21 protein-coding genes are annotated in these 16853 nt (G+C 34.5%); 17 read left to right on the forward strand and 4 right to left on the reverse strand.

The window, feature by feature from the left end; all coding sequences use genetic code 11:
• Nucleotides 1-100: 100 nt before the first annotated feature.
• From yaaA to ANASTE_RS11655, 5 genes are all read left to right on the forward strand, one after another.
• The gene (yaaA, locus tag ANASTE_RS01515; RefSeq protein WP_007049110.1) at nt 101-841 is read left to right on the forward strand and encodes a peroxide stress protein YaaA; all 741 of its coding nucleotides are present in this window, start codon (nt 101-103) and stop codon (nt 839-841) included.
• A gap of 9 nt (nt 842-850) precedes the next feature.
• Complete coding sequence (locus ANASTE_RS01520) at nt 851-1300, forward strand: peroxiredoxin (protein ID WP_007049111.1); 450 nt, start codon at nt 851-853, stop codon at nt 1298-1300.
• A gap of 323 nt (nt 1301-1623) precedes the next feature.
• A complete protein-coding gene (locus ANASTE_RS01525) occupies nt 1624-1797 on the forward strand; it encodes a ribbon-helix-helix protein, CopG family (RefSeq protein WP_007049112.1) in 174 nt (57 codons plus the stop codon).
• A 117-nt stretch (nt 1798-1914) separates the two neighbouring features.
• Nucleotides 1915-2076 carry a hypothetical protein gene (locus tag ANASTE_RS11835; protein ID WP_156777662.1) on the forward strand — a complete coding sequence of 54 codons (162 nt, stop codon included), beginning with the start codon at nt 1915-1917 and terminating at the stop codon, nt 2074-2076.
• A gap of 43 nt (nt 2077-2119) precedes the next feature.
• Nucleotides 2120-2311 (forward strand): helix-turn-helix domain-containing protein, encoded by a 192-nt coding sequence (locus tag ANASTE_RS11655; protein ID WP_256146286.1) that lies wholly within the window; start codon nt 2120-2122, stop codon nt 2309-2311.
• A gap of 41 nt (nt 2312-2352) precedes the next feature.
• Here ANASTE_RS11655 and ANASTE_RS01530 read toward each other — a convergent pair whose 3' ends face one another.
• Nucleotides 2353-3240, reverse strand: coding sequence for a DegV family protein (locus ANASTE_RS01530; protein WP_007049115.1), 888 nt, complete (start codon nt 3238-3240; stop codon nt 2353-2355).
• A gap of 329 nt (nt 3241-3569) precedes the next feature.
• Here ANASTE_RS01530 and prmA point away from each other — a divergent pair, with 329 nt between their 5' ends.
• The 3 genes from prmA to ANASTE_RS01545 all read left to right on the forward strand — a co-directional run bounded on the left by prmA (nt 3570) and on the right by ANASTE_RS01545 (nt 7215).
• Nucleotides 3570-4517: a 50S ribosomal protein L11 methyltransferase gene (gene prmA, locus ANASTE_RS01535; RefSeq protein ID WP_007049116.1), complete on the forward strand. Its 948-nt coding sequence runs from the start codon at nt 3570-3572 to the stop codon at nt 4515-4517.
• Nucleotides 4518-5276: 759 nt separating this feature from the next.
• Nucleotides 5277-5978, forward strand: coding sequence for a flavodoxin family protein (locus tag ANASTE_RS01540; protein ID WP_007049117.1), 702 nt, complete (start codon nt 5277-5279; stop codon nt 5976-5978).
• 49 nt (nt 5979-6027) lie between these two features.
• Nucleotides 6028-7215: an iron-containing alcohol dehydrogenase gene (locus ANASTE_RS01545; RefSeq protein WP_007049118.1), complete on the forward strand. Its 1188-nt coding sequence runs from the start codon at nt 6028-6030 to the stop codon at nt 7213-7215.
• A gap of 539 nt (nt 7216-7754) precedes the next feature.
• On the opposite strand, the gene ANASTE_RS01550 is transcribed toward ANASTE_RS01545, so the two are convergent.
• The 3 genes from ANASTE_RS01550 to ANASTE_RS11660 all read right to left on the reverse strand — a co-directional run bounded on the left by ANASTE_RS01550 (nt 7755) and on the right by ANASTE_RS11660 (nt 8525).
• Nucleotides 7755-8081 carry a hypothetical protein gene (locus ANASTE_RS01550; protein WP_007049120.1) on the reverse strand — a complete coding sequence of 109 codons (327 nt, stop codon included), beginning with the start codon at nt 8079-8081 and terminating at the stop codon, nt 7755-7757.
• A complete protein-coding gene (locus ANASTE_RS11840; RefSeq protein WP_007049121.1) occupies nt 8078-8233 on the reverse strand; it encodes a hypothetical protein in 156 nt (51 codons plus the stop codon). Before ANASTE_RS11840 ends, ANASTE_RS01550 begins: the two co-directional genes overlap by 4 nt.
• 130 nt (nt 8234-8363) lie before the next feature.
• A complete protein-coding gene (locus ANASTE_RS11660; RefSeq protein WP_148344998.1) occupies nt 8364-8525 on the reverse strand; it encodes a ribbon-helix-helix protein, CopG family in 162 nt (53 codons plus the stop codon).
• A 139-nt stretch (nt 8526-8664) separates the two neighbouring features.
• Here ANASTE_RS11660 and ANASTE_RS01555 point away from each other — a divergent pair, with 139 nt between their 5' ends.
• From ANASTE_RS01555 to ANASTE_RS01590, 9 genes are all read left to right on the forward strand, one after another.
• On the forward strand, nt 8665-8895 hold the full coding sequence (locus ANASTE_RS01555) for a helix-turn-helix domain-containing protein (RefSeq protein ID WP_039944590.1): 231 nt from the start codon (nt 8665-8667) through the stop codon (nt 8893-8895).
• A 546-nt stretch (nt 8896-9441) separates the two neighbouring features.
• A complete protein-coding gene (locus tag ANASTE_RS01560) occupies nt 9442-12108 on the forward strand; it encodes a calcium-translocating P-type ATPase, PMCA-type (RefSeq protein WP_007049124.1) in 2667 nt (888 codons plus the stop codon).
• Nucleotides 12109-12272: 164 nt separating this feature from the next.
• Nucleotides 12273-12923, forward strand: coding sequence for an HAD family hydrolase (locus ANASTE_RS01565; RefSeq protein ID WP_007049125.1), 651 nt, complete (start codon nt 12273-12275; stop codon nt 12921-12923).
• A 136-nt stretch (nt 12924-13059) separates the two neighbouring features.
• Nucleotides 13060-13467, forward strand: a complete 408-nt coding sequence (locus ANASTE_RS01570; RefSeq protein ID WP_007049126.1) for a C-GCAxxG-C-C family protein — start codon at nt 13060-13062, stop codon at nt 13465-13467.
• Nucleotides 13468-13494: 27 nt separating this feature from the next.
• Nucleotides 13495-14217, forward strand: coding sequence for an SDR family oxidoreductase (locus ANASTE_RS01575; protein ID WP_007049127.1), 723 nt, complete (start codon nt 13495-13497; stop codon nt 14215-14217).
• 19 nt (nt 14218-14236) lie between these two features.
• Nucleotides 14237-14800: a DUF2284 domain-containing protein gene (locus tag ANASTE_RS01580; protein ID WP_007049128.1), complete on the forward strand. Its 564-nt coding sequence runs from the start codon at nt 14237-14239 to the stop codon at nt 14798-14800.
• A 169-nt stretch (nt 14801-14969) separates the two neighbouring features.
• Nucleotides 14970-15095, forward strand: a complete 126-nt coding sequence (locus ANASTE_RS12280) for a hypothetical protein (RefSeq protein WP_007049129.1) — start codon at nt 14970-14972, stop codon at nt 15093-15095.
• 300 nt (nt 15096-15395) lie between these two features.
• Nucleotides 15396-16151, forward strand: a complete 756-nt coding sequence (locus tag ANASTE_RS01585; RefSeq protein WP_007049131.1) for an exodeoxyribonuclease III — start codon at nt 15396-15398, stop codon at nt 16149-16151.
• Nucleotides 16152-16161: 10 nt separating this feature from the next.
• Nucleotides 16162-16764: a hypothetical protein gene (locus tag ANASTE_RS01590; protein ID WP_007049132.1), complete on the forward strand. Its 603-nt coding sequence runs from the start codon at nt 16162-16164 to the stop codon at nt 16762-16764.
• The last annotated feature ends 89 nt before the right edge of the window (nt 16765-16853 follow it).

Genomic DNA, 16853 nt, shown 5'->3' on the forward strand with positions numbered 1-16853 from the left:
GAGATTTTTTGGTACTTTTTTATCTTTAAAAAAGTGCCGGGGTTTTAGGGGCAGAGCCCCTAGGTTGTTTGTTTCTTAAAAAAGGAAAAGAGAGGTATTTATGAAAGTAATAATTTCACCTGCAAAAAAGATGAAAATCGTATATGATGAAAATAAAAAAATAACCGAGCCCGTGTTTTATAAAAAAGCAGCGGTCCTTGCGAAGAAGATAAGAAAGCTCGACCCTATGGAGATAGAGCATATCATGAAAGTAAATCCAAAGATAGCCATGGAAGCTTTCATTTATTATAATGATTTCTTCGATTTTAAGCATGAGATACCTGCCATACTTTCATATAACGGGCTGCAGTATACTCATATCAAGGCTGAAGATTTCTGTGATGAGGAAGCCGAGTTTGCAAATGAAACTTTAAGAATAGTAAGCGGTCTTTATGGAATACTAAAACCATATGACGGAATATGTCCTTACAGACTTGAAATGCAGTGTAAACTTGATATTAACGGGAAAAACTTATATAAATACTGGTCTAACAATATATATAAAGAACTTTTTAAAGATAAAGAAGAAGTGATAAACCTTGCCTCGGGAGAGTATTCAAAGGTGGTAAGTCCTTATCTTAAAGATAAAGACAGGTTTATAACCGTAGATTTTAAATGTAATCACAAAGGTAAAATTAGAACTTTGCCCACCGAAGCAAAGACTTTAAGAGGTGAAATGAGCAGGTATATAGTTAAGAATAAGATAAAATCAAGTAAAGAGCTTAAAGATTTTACGTACGAAGGATACAAATATTCTTCCGAAAGGTCCGGTAAGGACAAATATATATTCCTTAAAATATAGGAGGAAAATATGTTAGAAGTAAAAACAAAAGCACCTGACTTTACGCTTAAAGATAAAGACGGGAAAGAAGTGAGCTTATCGGATTTTAAAGGGAAAAAGGTAGTAGTTTATTTTTATCCGAAAGATGATACTCCGGGATGTACAAAACAGGCGTGCAATTTCAGAGATAATTTCAATACATTCGTAAGTAATGATATCGCGGTCATAGGTATAAGCAGAGATGATGAGACATCTCATGCAGACTTTATAAATAAATATGACTTGCCTTTTATCCTGCTTTCTGACCCATCTGAAAAAGTATTAAAAGCGTATGACGTTTTGGATGAAAACAGTCCTACTTTGGGAGTTGTCAGAACGACTTATGTTATAGATGAAAACGGGATTATAGAAAAAGCTAATTCAAATGTAAAAGCCGAAATCGACGGTGAAGATGTGCTTAATTATTTAGGAGTTCTATAAGGAGCGTTGCCCCTTAAACTCCAGTCCTTTTTTGTCTCTCGTAAGACTAGAACGCTTACTAAATTTTATGTTATAAAACTTAGATGTGGTAACACATTTGATAACATGATCAATTTGCAAAAGGGGAAAATTTAAAATTTACACGATAATTATTTATGGAAGTTAGGAAAATAAGAATAGCTATGAAGATCGTAAATTTAAAAAGCTCCTTATAGGAGCTTTTTTATTATTTATACACATACTACTTAATACTACCTTGACAATTTAGTCGCTACAATATATACTATTAGTAGCGACATGAAAGCGAGGTGGAGAATTACATAATGGCTAGATTAGGCAGAAAACCTTCAGAAAATCCTAAAAATATTATGCTTAGAATTAGAATTGATAAAGAAACATTAGCAAGATTAGACTTTTGTTGTGAAAAAGAAAATGTTAATCGTTCCGAATTTCTAAGAAATGGGATAGATGAAAAGTATGCAGAATTGAACAAATAAAAAAGGTAGCCCACGACCCGGCAAAAGGTATTTGTGGACTACCGACCCCAAACGGAGTATGTAAATATTATACACTGCATACCTCTGTTTGGCAAGAAAATAAACGGAGGTATCTTTATGAATAACTTAGATTATATTGATGTAATTATAGATGAAGAACATCTTAAAAAATTAAATGAATACTGTAAAGCAAAAAATTTAAATCATGAAACTGCTGTTTGTAAAGTATTAAAAGATACTATAGAAAAAAGAAATAAATTTTATTTAGGTAATCTTTGAGGAAAATATCACGGCAATATCAGAAGTTATCGGGAACAGGATCATAGAACTTTGCAGTGAAAGAGATTTATCGATAAATAAATTAGCCAAATTGTCCAACGTAGCTGTATCGACAATAGATAATATAGTAAATGGGCGATGCAGTAATCCAAGGATATTCACAATCAAAAAAATATGCGAAGGCTTTGGTATGTCTGTCATTGAATTTTTTGATTTTGAGGGTTTAAAAAAATAATATAAAAGCTATCATTTCTGATAGCTTTTTTGTTTAAATATTTAGTTCAAATACTTTTTAAATTCTCCGTCGCTTTCGTTTTCAAATACTGCTGCGATAACACCCGGACCCGTATGTGCTCCTATAGCACAGCCAACATAACTTATTATGACTTCTTTAACCTTATATTTTTCTTTTAAAATTTCCGCAAGTTCTATTGCTTCTTCTTCTCTGTCTCCGTGAACGACACCTATTATTTGGTCTTCAAGGTCTTTTCCTCTTTCACCCACAAGTTCTATGATTTTATTTATAGCTTTTTTTCTGCCTCTTACCTTAGCGAAAGCCTTTAATGCTCCGTTTTCATCTATATCTATCATAGGTTTTATATTTAAGCTTCCGCCCACTACGAATGATAATCTGGAAAGTCTCCCGCCTTTGTATAAATATTCCAATGTTTCCACAGTTACGATATGTTCCATGTGTTCTGTGAAGTGCTTGGCGGCTCTTATTATCGTTTCCTTGTCTGCTCCGTTTCTCTGCATTTTAAGCAACTTGTAAACAGGGATACCAAATCCAAGTGAAGCACACTTTGTATCTATTATCGTTATATCAAAATCAGGATATGTTTCTAAAAGCTCGTCCTTTGCAAGGTTAGCTGCGTTGAACGTCCCCGCAACTCCTGTTGAGAAGCACATATAAAGTACTTCGTCTCCGCTTTTTGCATATGGTTCAAAATTGCTTTTAAACATTTCAGTATTGATATGATATGTTTTTATATCTTTTGTTTTATCTTCAAGTGTTGAATAAAAATCCTTTGGAAAAATCGTCTCTCCATCGAAATAATCTTTTTCGTCTATAACAACGGGAGTTGGTATAACATGAAGATCAAATTCGTCTATTATATTTTTTGGCACATCACTTGCTGAGTCTGTAATTATCTTAAAGGCCATGATTCCCTCCGTATCTTCTTTTTATCTATAAATACTATACTATATATTCGTAAAATTTTCAAAACATTAATTAAATTTTAATATAACAGAGAAAATTATTCTTCTTGAAGTTATCATTGTTTGGATATATAATTAATAACGAAAGATTTACCAAAAGAACAAATGAGAATAAATTATTTGAAATGAAATTTCTTACAAATTTCTTGTGAAAATAAAGATAATATCAGAAATGATTGTAAATGAAATATTTAGATGTATTTATAATTTTATATTAGCAATTTAAATCAATGTGGAATATAAGTTTAAACAAATAAATTTTAGGAGAGCAAATGAATTACAACGAAATAAGTATTTATACAAAGAGCGAAGGCATAGATATACTAACGAATGCTTTGACGGAAATCGGAATTGACAGTTTCCTAATCGAAGATAAAGCCGATTTTGAAAACTTCCTGACAGATAACAGAGAGACTTGGGATTTGGTTGACGAGGACTTAATGAAGAAAAAGGATACTCCGACAAACGTCAAAGTTTATATATTGGAAGATGAAAATCAAAATGAAGTAATAACTAAATTAAAAGATAAATTGAATATACTTAAGGCGGCAGACAGTGAAGATATTCTCGGAAGCCTTGATTTGGGTTTTAACGATATAAAAGAGGAAGACTGGGCAAATAACTGGAAGAAATATTTCAAGCCTTCAAAAGTAGGTGAAAAGCTTGTGGTCAAGCCTACATGGGAAGATTATGATAATAATGAAGACAGGATAATACTGGAAATAGACCCGGGGGCAAGCTTCGGTACGGGAACTCACGAGACTACAAGACTATGTCTAATGGGGCTTGAAAAGTATATAAAAGGGGGAGAAGACGTTATCGACGTCGGCTGCGGAAGCGGTATACTTTCCATTGCCGCGGTAAAACTCGGTAGCTCACATGTAACAGGAGTTGATATAGACCCTATGTGTATTGAGACTTCTTCTTATCTATCCAAGATAAACCATGTTGAAGATAAATTTGATGTGTTTATCGGAGACCTTGCGGAAAAGGTAGATATCAAAGCGGACATAATAGTTGCGAATATATTCGCTCATATAATAAAAAGGCTTACTCCCGATACGAACAGGATACTTAAAAAAGGAGGTATCTTTATCTCAAGCGGGATAATCGAAGAAACCGTTGATACTGTAGTGGAAAGCTACAAAGAAAATAATTTTGAAATACTTGAAGTTAATAATATGGGGGAATGGTATAGTGTTGTGGGGAAAAGACTTTAAGGAAGCCTTATACCCTTGTAGGGTTCCACCCTACGACCCGCCAGTATTTTTCCGAAGCAAAACATACTGGATAAAATGCTTCCACTGCGTGGTGCTTAGGCTTCGCCAAAAGAGATCTTTAACTTACTGAAAAATATCAATCGCTATTTACCTGAAAAAGTTATTGCCTTTAATAAAATTTAAAACTTTTTTATGGTAGCTTCTTTTCTAAAGAATGCGGGTAACATTTTTCCGAAAATTGAGAAACGTTAAGAGTCTTCAATGCGACATCGTGAAAGCATGTATCTCTTTTTGCCAGACCGAAAACGCTAAAAGGATTTTAGATATTTTAACCGATAAGAAAATTTACAAATTATCTTAGGGGAATTTGTTGCACGGTATAACTACGAATTTATTTTATTAAATATGCTAAAACATGTCTAAGCTCAATAAATTAAACTTGGTAAGGTTTTTTTGAAATCTTAAAATAGTCACAATATCACGGAGCAGAGGTCAATATGACTTCTTGGTTTACTGTATGGCGAACGCCATTTATGGTCTTTTGCGAGTGGTTATTATACACATAAGCAAATTTTTATTAAGATAAATTTGTTATTTATAGCTTGTGTTATAAATCTAAATTTTGTCATACATAATTTAATAAACCTATTTTTTTGTTTTTTTATTGACAAAAATGGCAGGGTTTGTAATAGACTAAGTTTTGTATAAAGAATAGTTAGGTATTGCCTTAAAAGAATATTTCATTGAAAGAGGTAACAATTGAAAGTAGCATTAATAAACGGACAGAACCATAAAGGCTCGACTTATAATATAGGTAAGATTTTAGCTTTGAAACTTACCGATGAAGAGAATATAAAAGAGGTATTCCTTCCAAGAGACATGCCTGAATTTTGTACGGGGTGTACTGCTTGCTTCATGAAAAGTGAAACACTGTGTCCTCATTATGAATTGGTTCATCCCATTGATAAGATAATTCATGATAGCGACGTTTTAATATTCACGACCCCCACGTATGTATTTTATTCGTCAGGTTCCATGAAAGCATTTCTCGACCATTTCGGTTATAGATGGCTTGTTCACAGACCCGAAGCTGTCATGTTCAAAAAGCAGGCGGTTTGTATTTCCACTGCGGCAGGCGGAGGAATGAAGAAAGCCTGCAAGGATATAAAGGACAGTCTTGATTTTTGGGGTATACCGAAGACTTACCTTTTCGCTGTAGCAGTATACTCGGTCAAATGGAGTGAAGTAAGTGAAAAGGTCAGAGCTAAAATAGAAAAGAAGACGGATACTTTGGCGAGGAAGCTTAAAAAGCATGAGGGTAAGGCAAGAGTAAATTTAAAAACGAGGATTTATTTTTACGGGATACGCCTTGCTCAAAAAAGAGGCGGGCTCAATAAAGCCGACGTCGAATACTGGATAGAAAAAGGTTATACCGAAGAGAAAAGACCTTGGAAAAATTAGTTTACAATAAAATTAAATATAATAATCTTTAAATCAATGGAGGTAGATTATGCAAAAATTTGATTATTACACACCTACGAAAGTAATTTTCGGTAAGGGTACGGAAAATAAAGTAGGAAAAGAAATGAAGAAAGACGGAGCAAAAAAAGCATATATCGTTTACGGCGGTAAGAGTGCTAAGAAAAGCGGGCTTTTGGATAAAGTCGAAAAGTCTTTGAAAGATGAAAATATCGAATATAAGATGATTGGCGGTGTAAAGCCTAATCCGAGATTATCTCTTGCAAGAGAAGGAGTTAAGGAAGCAAAAGAATTCGGTGCGGATTTTATCCTTGCGGTTGGCGGAGGCAGCGTTATCGACACTGCAAAAGGTATCGCTCACGGCGTAGCAAATCCCGATACGGATATTTGGGATTTCTGGGAAGGAAAAGCTAAAGTCGAAAAATCTCTTCCCGTAGGAGTTATACTTACTATTTCGGCTGCGGGAAGCGAAATGAGTAATTCTGCAGTACTTACCAACGAAGAAACGGGAATGAAGAGAGGTCTTTCAACGGATTTCAACAGACCTAAATTTGCGATAATGGATCCCGAACTTACTTATACTCTTCCTGATTATCAGGTAGGCTGCGGTGTAGTTGATATCATGATGCACACAATGGACAGATACTTTACGGATTTGACCGATTGTCAGAATGATTTAACAGATGAAATAGCGGAAAGTTTGCTTAGAATAGTCATAAAAAACGGAAGAGTTGCTTGTAAAAATAAAGAAGACTACCATGCAATGAGCGAAATAATGTGGGCAGGTTCTCTTTCTCATAACGGTCTAACCGGTCTTGGTGCACCTATGGACTTTGCAACTCATAGACTGGGTCATTCATTGAGTGCGAAATTCGATGTTGCTCACGGTGCTTCTCTTTCTGCAATGTGGCCTCATTGGGCAAATTATGTAAAACATAAAGACATTGAAAGATTTGCGAGATACGCTAGAAATGTATGGGGGATAACGGAAGGTACAGATGAAGAATTAGCCGACAAAGGTATCGAAGCTACAGTGGAATTCTTTAAATCAATAAATATGCCTACATGTTTCAGCGAGCTTGGAATAGGTATACAGGATGAAGACGGTCTTAGAGAACTTACAAACAGATGTTTCTATGTAAAAGGGACTAAAGTTGGTAAACTTATTCCTTTAACGGAAGAGGATATTTATCCTATTTATGTGAGTGCTAATAAATAAAGGTTATAAGGTCTTTCAGCCCTTAATAACTCGACCAATATTTTTTCGAAGATAAAAATAACTTAGGGAAACTCGCAAATCTTGCTGACGCAAATCCGTTGCACAGCATAACTTCGAAATCGTGTTGCTTAATGTGCCAAGGCACATCTAGATTAAAAATCCAGCCCATTTTTCAAATGGGTAAGCAGTCAAAATCTCCGCTCGCCGCGGTGGCTAAGAGCTTCGCCAAAAGGGATATTAAACTTACTGAAGTGGGTCAATCGTAAATCACCTAAAAGATTTATTAGTTTTAATAATAGATAAAACTTTCGTTGAAAAAATGTGCTAATTCAAAAGAGATAGGACGTATAACTTATTTTACTGCGCGGTGCTTAACCTTCGGCAGAAGGGATCTAAAAGTCACTATGGTTTCACATTGCGTCGTTTCATTTAAAAATGTAAAAAGCTCCTATTAAGGAGCTTTTTATTAATATTCGACAATTTTATATCACTTGTTAGAATAATATCTTATAATAATTTAACCAAATAATAAAAGAACCTTACATAAGGTTCTTTTTTTTCCTCTTATAGTTCTTAAATTTATTTTCGTCTGATATGGAAACAAATAAGAATATACTTTCAATTATTTGTCTGAGGTTATTTACCGCTTCCTTATATCCTCTGATAAAACATTCCTTTTCAGCAAAGTAAGCATAATCTCCGATATCCTGCTCTATTTTTCGGAATACTTCATCTCCTACGATATCGTTTATCTTTTTGATGATAATAAATCTTTCATTATTGATTTCTTCAAATCCGTCTCTGCTTTGATTGATATCACTGTTTATATATTTTTCATATATTTCTTCCAATATCCGATTTTTCATTTTTCTTCCGCCAATGCTTTATGATAATCATTTACTATATCGCTTATTACTTTTGAGTAGTCTACATTTTTTATTTTGCAGTATTCATTTAGTTTAGAATATTCTTCTTTGGTCAGTTCTAATGTTATGCTTTCTTTCTTTTTATTATTCATTTAAATCCTCCTATGTTTTATTTTGTGTTGTTGAAAAACCATAGGAAGTATGATAGAATATTTTTATCATACTTCGGTATGGTAAGTGTAAGGAGCTTGTGTTTTTAGTAGGGTGCAGGCTCCTTTTAATTTAACCTAATTTTCTAATTCCCTGTCTAATTGCTTCAGACCTTTCAATATTGTTCTTTTCGCAATATTTTTTTAGGATTTCACTGGTTTCTTTATCAAGTCTCACAGTGATTCTTTCATTCATGGAATTTTCGTTCTTAGGTCTTCCAGTTCGTGGAGACATATATACACCTCCTTTGTCTGACACAATATAATTATAGTCTATGTCGGACAGTAAATCAATATAAAAGTAGGATAAAGTAAGATTTATTTTTTACTAATAGAATTTTATGCGATATTCTATTTTATATGGAGTTCTTATAATGGATACGGTAGAAGCAATTAAAATAAGGATTTTGCAGTTGTGTGAGGAAGAGAGTATTAGTATAAATAAATTGGCAAATTACAGTGGTTTAGCTCCTTCTACATTAAAAGGCATTTTATATGATAGAAGCAGAAATCCTAAAATAATTACTCTAAAAATAATTTGTGATGGTCTAAATATAACCTTGGCAGAATTTTTCACATCATCTGAATTTAATGATCTTGAATAGGAAATCAAATAATATATCAAGAGACAATTCTTCTTAGAGTTTTTTTTATTGTATCTTTTTATTATAAAGGCAAAAATTTAGAAAAAGAAATTTTTATTTAACGTGGGGTCGGGGTAGCGGTCGTTTGGAGAAAGTGCGGGCAGCTCTTTCTCAAAATCCGACCGCGTAAGAGCCTCCACGGCAATTGAGTGGAAGCATTTAATCCATTTTTGTTGCTTTGGACAAAAATGGTCGGGTTCTTAAGGGCGGACAGCCCTTAAAGGCTTGTTTATTTAAATAAAAGCAATAAATATCATATTAATTTCATATAAATCACATTAAAGATACATATACATAAAATAATATATGATTAAATCATAAGGATGAAAGAGGTGATAAAAAGGTGGATGACCTGCACGACCTGAAAAGGTATATAAAATTATATAATGCTCATTTTTTAGTGAGATTTAATTCATTTTGTTGGTATAGCCAATCACTACAGGAGTAGGGATGTTTTGGTTATGCTTTTTTTAATACATTAAAACAACATTATGAAGGAGACAAAAAATGAGTAATAATAATGAAAATAAGGTTTTTTATCACTCCCTTGGTGTAGAAGATATGCTGAAAAGTTTGAATACTACAACTGAAGGGTTAAGCGATAAAGAAGCCTTGGATAGATTAAATAAATATGGTGCAAATGAACTGAAGAAAGCACCTAAAAAATCTATTTTTGAAATGCTTAAGGAACAATTATCAGATGTAATGGTCCTTATATTGATAGCGGCTGCGCTGCTGTCCGTTATTTTGAACGAATGGACGGAAGCCATCGTGATAATGGTGATTGTAATAATTGACGCTGTAATAGGTATAGTTCAGGAGAAAAAAGCCGTAGATGCAATGGAGGCATTGAAAAGTATGTCCGCACCTACCGCAAGGGCGCTTAGAGAAGGTGAAGAAAGCATCGTTAAGGCAAGGGAACTTGTTATAGGCGATGTGGTGATATTGGAAGACGGCTGTATAGTCCCCGCAGATATGAGGCTTATTGAATCCGCAAACCTAAAGATAGAAGAAGCCTCTCTTACAGGAGAGTCCGTTCCCTCCGAAAAAGATTGGGAGGACGTGTTTGAAAGAGATATACCTCTCGGGGACAGGACGAATATGGCGTATACTTCTTCCATAGTAACTTACGGAAACGGTATAGGGGTGGTGACCGCTACGGGTATGGATACAGAAGTCGGCAGTATTGCGGGAATGCTGGAAAAAGAAGATGACTTTGATACACCTCTAAAGAGGAAGCTGAATTCTGTAGGCAAAATACTCAGCGTAGTAGGTATAGTAGTTTGTGTACTTATGTTTATTTTAGGATATATGTATCAAAAGCCATTGATACCTCTTCTTATGACTGCCATTTCTCTTGCCATTTCAATCATTCCCGAAGGACTTCCCGCTACCGCAACGATAGTAATGGCTCTCGGTGTACAAAGAATGGCAAAGAAAAATGCACTTGTCAGAAAGCTTCCCGCAGTGGAGACGCTCGGGAGTGCGACTGTAATATGCTCCGATAAAACAGGCACGCTTACAAAAAATCAAATGACCGTAACTCATATAGCCATGAACGGAGATTTTGAAAAGGGAGAAGCTACAGAAGTAAAAGCTGCGGGAGAAAAGTATGAGCACATATATAAAGATTTGATTTCAGCCGCCGCACTTTGTAACAATGCAAGCCTTGACCTGGATAATGAGGGAGAGATTTTGGGAGATCCAACGGAAGGAGCCCTCATATATCTTGCAAAAGATTTTGGTATAGACCACGAAGACTATGAAGATGAACATGAAAGAGAATTTGAACAGCCCTTTGATTCAGATAGAAAGAGAATGAGTACCGTTCATATAATGGACGGAGAAATAACATCTTTCACAAAGGGTGCTGTAGACGAAATGTTACCTCTTTGTACGAAGATATTAACAGAACAAGGCGTAAGAGACATAACCGAAGAAGACAAAGCTAATATAATTAATCTTTGCCGTAAGATGTCTGAAGACGCTCTAAGAGTCCTTGGTTTTGCCAAGAGGATTTTAGATGAGATCCCCGAAGAAGATGATGAAGATATCGAATTTGATATGATATTTCTCGGTGCAGTGGGAATGATAGACCCTCCGAGGGAAGAAGTCATAGACGCGGTAGAGACTTGTCATAAAGCGGGCATAAGGACTATAATGATAACCGGAGACCATAAGATAACCGCTATGGCAATAGCTAAAAAGCTTCATATATATAAAGACGGGAACACCGTTATATCAGGTGATGAGCTCGATAATATGAATGATGACGAACTTGATAAACTTGTAGGTACAGCGGCTGTTTTTGCAAGAGTTTCTCCAAAAGATAAGCTTAGGATAATAAAATCTCTAAAAAGAGTAGGGGAAGTGGCTGCAATGACGGGGGACGGCGTAAACGACTCTCCTGCTTTAAAAGCTGCCGATATAGGTGTTGCAATGGGTAAAAGCGGTACCGACGTAGCTAAGGACAGTGCCGATATGATTTTGATGGACGATAATTTTACTACCATTGAATATGCAATAAAAGAGGGAAGAAGAGTATATAGGAACATACAAAAGGTTATTCAATTCCTTCTTGCGGGTAATATCGCAGAAATACTTACTCTGTTTATAGCGACTGTCTTAAATTGGGACGCACCCATACTTGCCGTTCATGTGCTTTTGATAAACCTGGCAACGGATACTCTTCCCGCACTTGCTCTGGGTGTGGATCCTGCGGGAAGAAATATAATGAAGCATAAACCTATAAAGTCAAATTCATTATTTGAAAAAGGACTGGTTGTGAGGGTATTGCTTCACGGTTTATATATAATGATTGCTACGATATCCGCTTATCAAATAGGAATACATATCGATTCTCATGAGGTTGGAATGACGATGGCTTTCTTAGTTCTTGCTATATCTCAGTTATTTCATGCACTCAACCAAAGGTCGAACACTCAGTCTGCTTTTACCACAAAGAACGGACACAACAAATACTTGTTTTTGGCAATGGTAGCTTCTGGTATGATACTTGCTCTTACAATATGTATACCACAGCTTAGAGAATTTTTCAGCCTTACTACGCTAAGATTTGAAGAATGGAAGATAGTCGGTGTATTCTCATTGCTGCCACTATTGTTGGTTGAAATAACAAAACTATTAAAAAGGACTTTTCATTTTGAAATATAATGATTTTTATATTTTACTTAAAAAGACTTTATAAGAAGAAAGATTTTAAACTGTAAGGGATTAGTTCCTTGCAGTTTTTATGTATCTCAATAATATACTTTTATGATATAATTATTAATAAATATTAATATAAATAGTGGGAGAGAAAATGAAAGCAGTAATATTTGATTTCAACGGGACCATGTTTTTTTGATTCCGACAAGCATGAAAAGGCATGGGAAAAGTATATCGGTGATTTGATAGGCAGAAAAATAAGCGATAAGGAATTCAAAGAATGTGTACACGGAAGGAACAGTTCATTTATTATCGAACATTTTTTGAATAAGAAAATGGATAAAAGAACACTAATGAAGATGTCCGATGAAAAGGAAAGAGTTTACAGAGGACTATGTCTTGAAGATAAAGAAAATTTTCACTTGGTTAAAGGACTTACGGATTTTCTTGATTATTTGAAAGAAAAGGGAATTAAGATAAATATTGCTACGGCTTCCAATAAAGAAAATATAGATTTTTACTTTGATAATTTTGATTTGGCTAAGTGGTTCGATTACGATAAAGTCGTTTTCGATAACGGGACTTTACCGGGGAAACCTGCACCGGATATTTATTTGAAAGCGGCGAAAAATATAGGTGTTGATCCAAAAGACGCAGTAGTGTTTGAAGATGCGATTTCTGGGATAAAGGCGGCATATAACGGCGGTTTTGATAAAGTAATAGTGATTGCAGATGAAAAGGATAAACCTTATTTTGAAAGTTTAAATGAAGTTTATGGGGTCATAGAAGATTTTACGGAAGCGAAAAGATATTTGGATTAAACATAGTAATGTTTATTGTAGTGTGTAGCATGAAAATACTTTACAAATATATAAAACAATGATAACATAATTATGTTATGATTGTTTTTTTATTAAACGATCTATTACATAAATTCGAAATAAAAGGAGATAAAATATGGGTAAATATGGTGAAAAAGCAGTAAAATTACATGATGAAAAATACAACTGCTGTCAGTCTGTTGTATTGGCTTTCGAAGAAGAATTGGGCGTTGACAGAGATACTCTTGCAAATCTATCGGCTAACTTAGGCGGAGGTTTAGGCTATGCGGGAGAAGTATGCGGAGCTGTTTCAGGAATGGCTATCGTATCGGGATTTTTAGGCGGATGGAAAGTTCCTACCGATCAGGAAAGCAAAAAAGTAAGTTATGATACAATAAAAGAACTTGTTGAAGAATTCAGAAAAGAAAATAATTATTCACGCTGTGATGAACTTCGTGAGCAGAGAAAAGCAGGCGGGAGCACCTGTGCTGAGCTTATAAGCTGTGCGGCGGATATGGTAGCAAGAAAAATGGGGCTTGAATAAATACATAACTTAGGAGATTAAAATAACATGGGTAGTAAATTACAAGATAAGGTAGCTATAGTAACGGGAGCGACCGGAGGTATAGGCAGAGAAATCGTAAAAGCTTTGGCTAGTGAAGGTGCTAAAGTTTTAATGGCTGATATAAATGAAGAAGCATTAAAAAGTTTAAAGAAAGAAATCGGAGAAAACATAGAGTATTACAGCGGTGATTTATGCGATTTGGATACGTGCAGGAAAATCGCAGCACACTGCAAGGATACTTTCGGCAAACTTGATATTTTGGTAAACAGTGTTGGCGTGGCACTCAGAAAGCCTTTACTTGATGTAACCAAAGAAGAGTTTATGAAGCTTTATGAAGTTAATGTATATACGACTCTTTCGATGACTCAGGCATGTTATGAGTTATTGAAAGACTCAGACAGTTCAGATATAATTTCCATAGTGTCTTCTTCGGGAATGTATCCTCATATACATCAGGGCGCTTACTGTTCCACAAAGTATGCACAAAGAGCATTGAATGAAGTTTTAAATATAGAACTTTTCGATGATGATATAAGAGTACATAATTTATATCCTTCTGCTGTTGAAACTCCTATGGCTAAAATCGCAAGGGGAGATTTAGCTGAAAATATGTCCTGCAAGCCTGAAGAAATAGCAGAGATAATAGTATTTATTTTATCCAACAGGAATAATTCGGTTATAGATAATTTGATTATAAGACGTTACACGAAAAGACCTGATGAAATGTAGGTAATTGGGGGAAAGTAAAATGGAAGATTTTGCAAAAGTAGCTGTTGAGCTTGGTGCGACTACCGCTAAGGTGATAGATCCCAAAAGCGTAGTTACGGCACCTTGGACGCTGAATAAGTGTAAATACGGGTGTAAGAATTATAATAAAAGACAGTGCTGCCCTCCTATTGCAACTACGTATAAGGAGATGCAGGTCTTACTCGATACTTACGAAAAAGCTCTTTTGATACAGTGTCTCGACCCTTATGACGTAAATCATGTACTAAGGAAAATGCTTGATTGGCTCGGTAAACACGGATATTATAAATGTCTCGGATACGGAGCAAAGAAGTGTGAAATATGCAGAGATGAATACGGAGAAGAATGTTCTTTTCCGGATTGCAAACATGCCGACAAAGTAATACCGCAAATGGACGGAAGCGGGATAGACGTTATTCAGACCGTTATCAATAATGGATATGAAGAGCACGGAGTAAAGGCATGGGGAGACAGCACGGGATTTAAAGTTCTTCCTCACGAAAAAGGCGGAAAAGACTGGAGAGAATCGGGTATAAACTTTTATGGTATGATTTTATTATATTAAAAATCAGATTATGATATATTTTATAGACCTCGCGTTTTGCGGGGTTTATTTTTTGTAGTATTTTATCCTGTTTTGGTTAAAGGTTTTCATAACATGTAAATATAATTGTTATAAATGCAAAAGAGATACGAATATTTTATCTTATATAACCTTTAAGGACGGAAGCAATTTGGTATATTCGTGGGATAAAAATAAATTAAATAATGAGAAAACCGGGGATGGTATTTTAAATCATACAGTTTATGAAGGAATGGAATTTTATCCTATAGATATAATAGGATTGAATAAAAAATAACGATAATATACTTTTAAATAAATATCCTAAAAGGTTAAAGGTAGAATTTAGTAAAACGGAAAATGAACTGTATTTAATGAATTTATGTGAACACTGCGTAGAAAGCAGGGAAGGTTCTTTATAAATAAAGAAGTTGATAATAAAATTCAAAAAATGGAAGAAATAGAAATTTTTGATAAAATATCATTGGAATAAAACAAAAAAGAAAATTATTTCTTATTAGAAAGTATTTTAAAAACATGTAATAATAATTAATAATCGTTATTAATTTAATGAAATACTTATGATGAGGAGTAATATATGAAACTTGTGACATGGAATGTAAACGGGCTTAGAGCTTGTGTAAATAAAGGATTTATGGACTTTTTTAACGAAGTCGACAGTGATATTTTCAGTGTTCAGGAAACGAAACTGCAAAAAGGTCAAATAGAAATGGATATTCCCGGATACGAAGAATACTGGGATTATGCCGAAAAGAAAGGTTATTCAGGGACAGCTACTTTTTCAAAGATAAAACCAATCAGTGTAAAAACAGGATTGGAAGAAGAAAAGTTTTCAAAGGAAGGAAGAGTTATAACCGCTGAATATGAAAATTTTTATTTGGTAAATGTGTACACTCCCAATTCCCAAAACGAACTTAAGCGTCTTGATTATCGTATGGAGTGGGAAGATTATTTTGCGGATTATCTATGTGAACTTGATAAAGTGAAGCCTGTTATAATGTGCGGAGATTTAAATGTGGCTCACAGGGAAATAGACCTTAAAAATCCAAAGACAAATAAAAAGAATGCAGGGTTTACCATTGAAGAAAGAGATAAGATGACTTCACTTCTTAAAAGAGGGTTTGTAGACAGCTACAGATATTTATATCCCGATATCGAAGGGGTGTATACATGGTGGTCATACAGATTTAACGCAAGAAAAAATAATGCGGGGTGGAGGATAGACTACTTTATAGTAAGCGACAGGATAAAGGATAAAATCAAAGACGTGAAAATATTTTCTGACGTAATGGGTTCCGACCACTGTCCGGTACTGCTGGATATAGAACTTTAATGGAGTGGATATGAATTTAGACAATTTTGATAAAAAAGAAATCCCGGAGCTTTCGGTCACATTAAGCAAAGAAGATATAAAATATTTGATTTCCAATTTGAAAGAAAAAAATAATAATTTAAGATACAATTCCTTTTTACTTCTTAGAGCCAAAAGCCGAGACTTTGAAGATGTATATGATTATTTTGATACTTTTAAAGATATGCTTACAAGCAAGAATTCCTATCATAAGCATATTGCCGTATACTTGATTGCGGAAAATGCAAAGTACTCAAAGAAGTATGACGATAATAAATTCTTATATGTTTTAGACAGATATCTTCAGTGTTGTAAAGATGAAAAATATTCCACCGCGAGGCAGTGTATTCAGTCTATTCCCATATGGATAGATCATTATCCCGAGCTTATCGAAAAAATAGCGGATTATTTGATAAATATTGACCTTACCATATTCAGAGAAAGTGGCAGGGGACTTGTTTTATATGATATTGCTAAGACGATTATTTATATAAGGAATATCAAATCAAATGATAGGATAGATGATTTTTTAGATGATATTATAAATAATGAACGTCTTGACGATAAAAGGTTAAAGGAGCTTGGAATGATTTGATTTAGGGGCGCGGAATCTGCCGAAGGCAGGCGTAGTGCCCCGTGTTTTTAATTAAAATCAATAAAATACTAAATTGTGTATTTAACTTT

Origin of the sequence: Anaerofustis stercorihominis DSM 17244 (assembly GCF_000154825.1) — a bacterium.
GTDB lineage: Bacteria > Bacillota > Clostridia > Eubacteriales > Anaerofustaceae > Anaerofustis > Anaerofustis stercorihominis.

Excerpts from the sequence above, each read along its gene's own strand:
- ANASTE_RS11660 (WP_148344998.1), bottom strand. The coding sequence starts at position 8,525 with ATGTCTCCACGAACTGGAAGACCTAAGAACGAAAATTCCATGAATGAA.
- prmA (WP_007049116.1), top strand. The coding sequence starts at position 3,570 with ATGAATTACAACGAAATAAGTATTTATACAAAGAGCGAAGGCATAGAT.
- ANASTE_RS01570 (WP_007049126.1), top strand. The coding sequence starts at position 13,060 with ATGGGTAAATATGGTGAAAAAGCAGTAAAATTACATGATGAAAAATAC.
- ANASTE_RS11840 (WP_007049121.1), bottom strand. The coding sequence starts at position 8,233 with ATGAATAATAAAAAGAAAGAAAGCATAACATTAGAACTGACCAAAGAA.
- ANASTE_RS01560 (WP_007049124.1), top strand. The coding sequence starts at position 9,442 with ATGAGTAATAATAATGAAAATAAGGTTTTTTATCACTCCCTTGGTGTA.
- ANASTE_RS01550 (WP_007049120.1), bottom strand. The coding sequence starts at position 8,081 with ATGAAAAATCGGATATTGGAAGAAATATATGAAAAATATATAAACAGT.
- ANASTE_RS01545 (WP_007049118.1), top strand. The coding sequence starts at position 6,028 with ATGCAAAAATTTGATTATTACACACCTACGAAAGTAATTTTCGGTAAG.
- ANASTE_RS01585 (WP_007049131.1), top strand. The coding sequence starts at position 15,396 with ATGAAACTTGTGACATGGAATGTAAACGGGCTTAGAGCTTGTGTAAAT.
- ANASTE_RS01555 (WP_039944590.1), top strand. The coding sequence starts at position 8,665 with ATGGATACGGTAGAAGCAATTAAAATAAGGATTTTGCAGTTGTGTGAG.
- ANASTE_RS01520 (WP_007049111.1), top strand. The coding sequence starts at position 851 with ATGTTAGAAGTAAAAACAAAAGCACCTGACTTTACGCTTAAAGATAAA.
- ANASTE_RS11835 (WP_156777662.1), top strand. The coding sequence starts at position 1,915 with ATGAATAACTTAGATTATATTGATGTAATTATAGATGAAGAACATCTT.
- ANASTE_RS01590 (WP_007049132.1), top strand. The coding sequence starts at position 16,162 with ATGAATTTAGACAATTTTGATAAAAAAGAAATCCCGGAGCTTTCGGTC.
- ANASTE_RS01580 (WP_007049128.1), top strand. The coding sequence starts at position 14,237 with ATGGAAGATTTTGCAAAAGTAGCTGTTGAGCTTGGTGCGACTACCGCT.
- ANASTE_RS01525 (WP_007049112.1), top strand. The coding sequence starts at position 1,624 with ATGGCTAGATTAGGCAGAAAACCTTCAGAAAATCCTAAAAATATTATG.
- yaaA (WP_007049110.1), top strand. The coding sequence starts at position 101 with ATGAAAGTAATAATTTCACCTGCAAAAAAGATGAAAATCGTATATGAT.
- ANASTE_RS01530 (WP_007049115.1), bottom strand. The coding sequence starts at position 3,240 with ATGGCCTTTAAGATAATTACAGACTCAGCAAGTGATGTGCCAAAAAAT.
- ANASTE_RS01575 (WP_007049127.1), top strand. The coding sequence starts at position 13,495 with ATGGGTAGTAAATTACAAGATAAGGTAGCTATAGTAACGGGAGCGACC.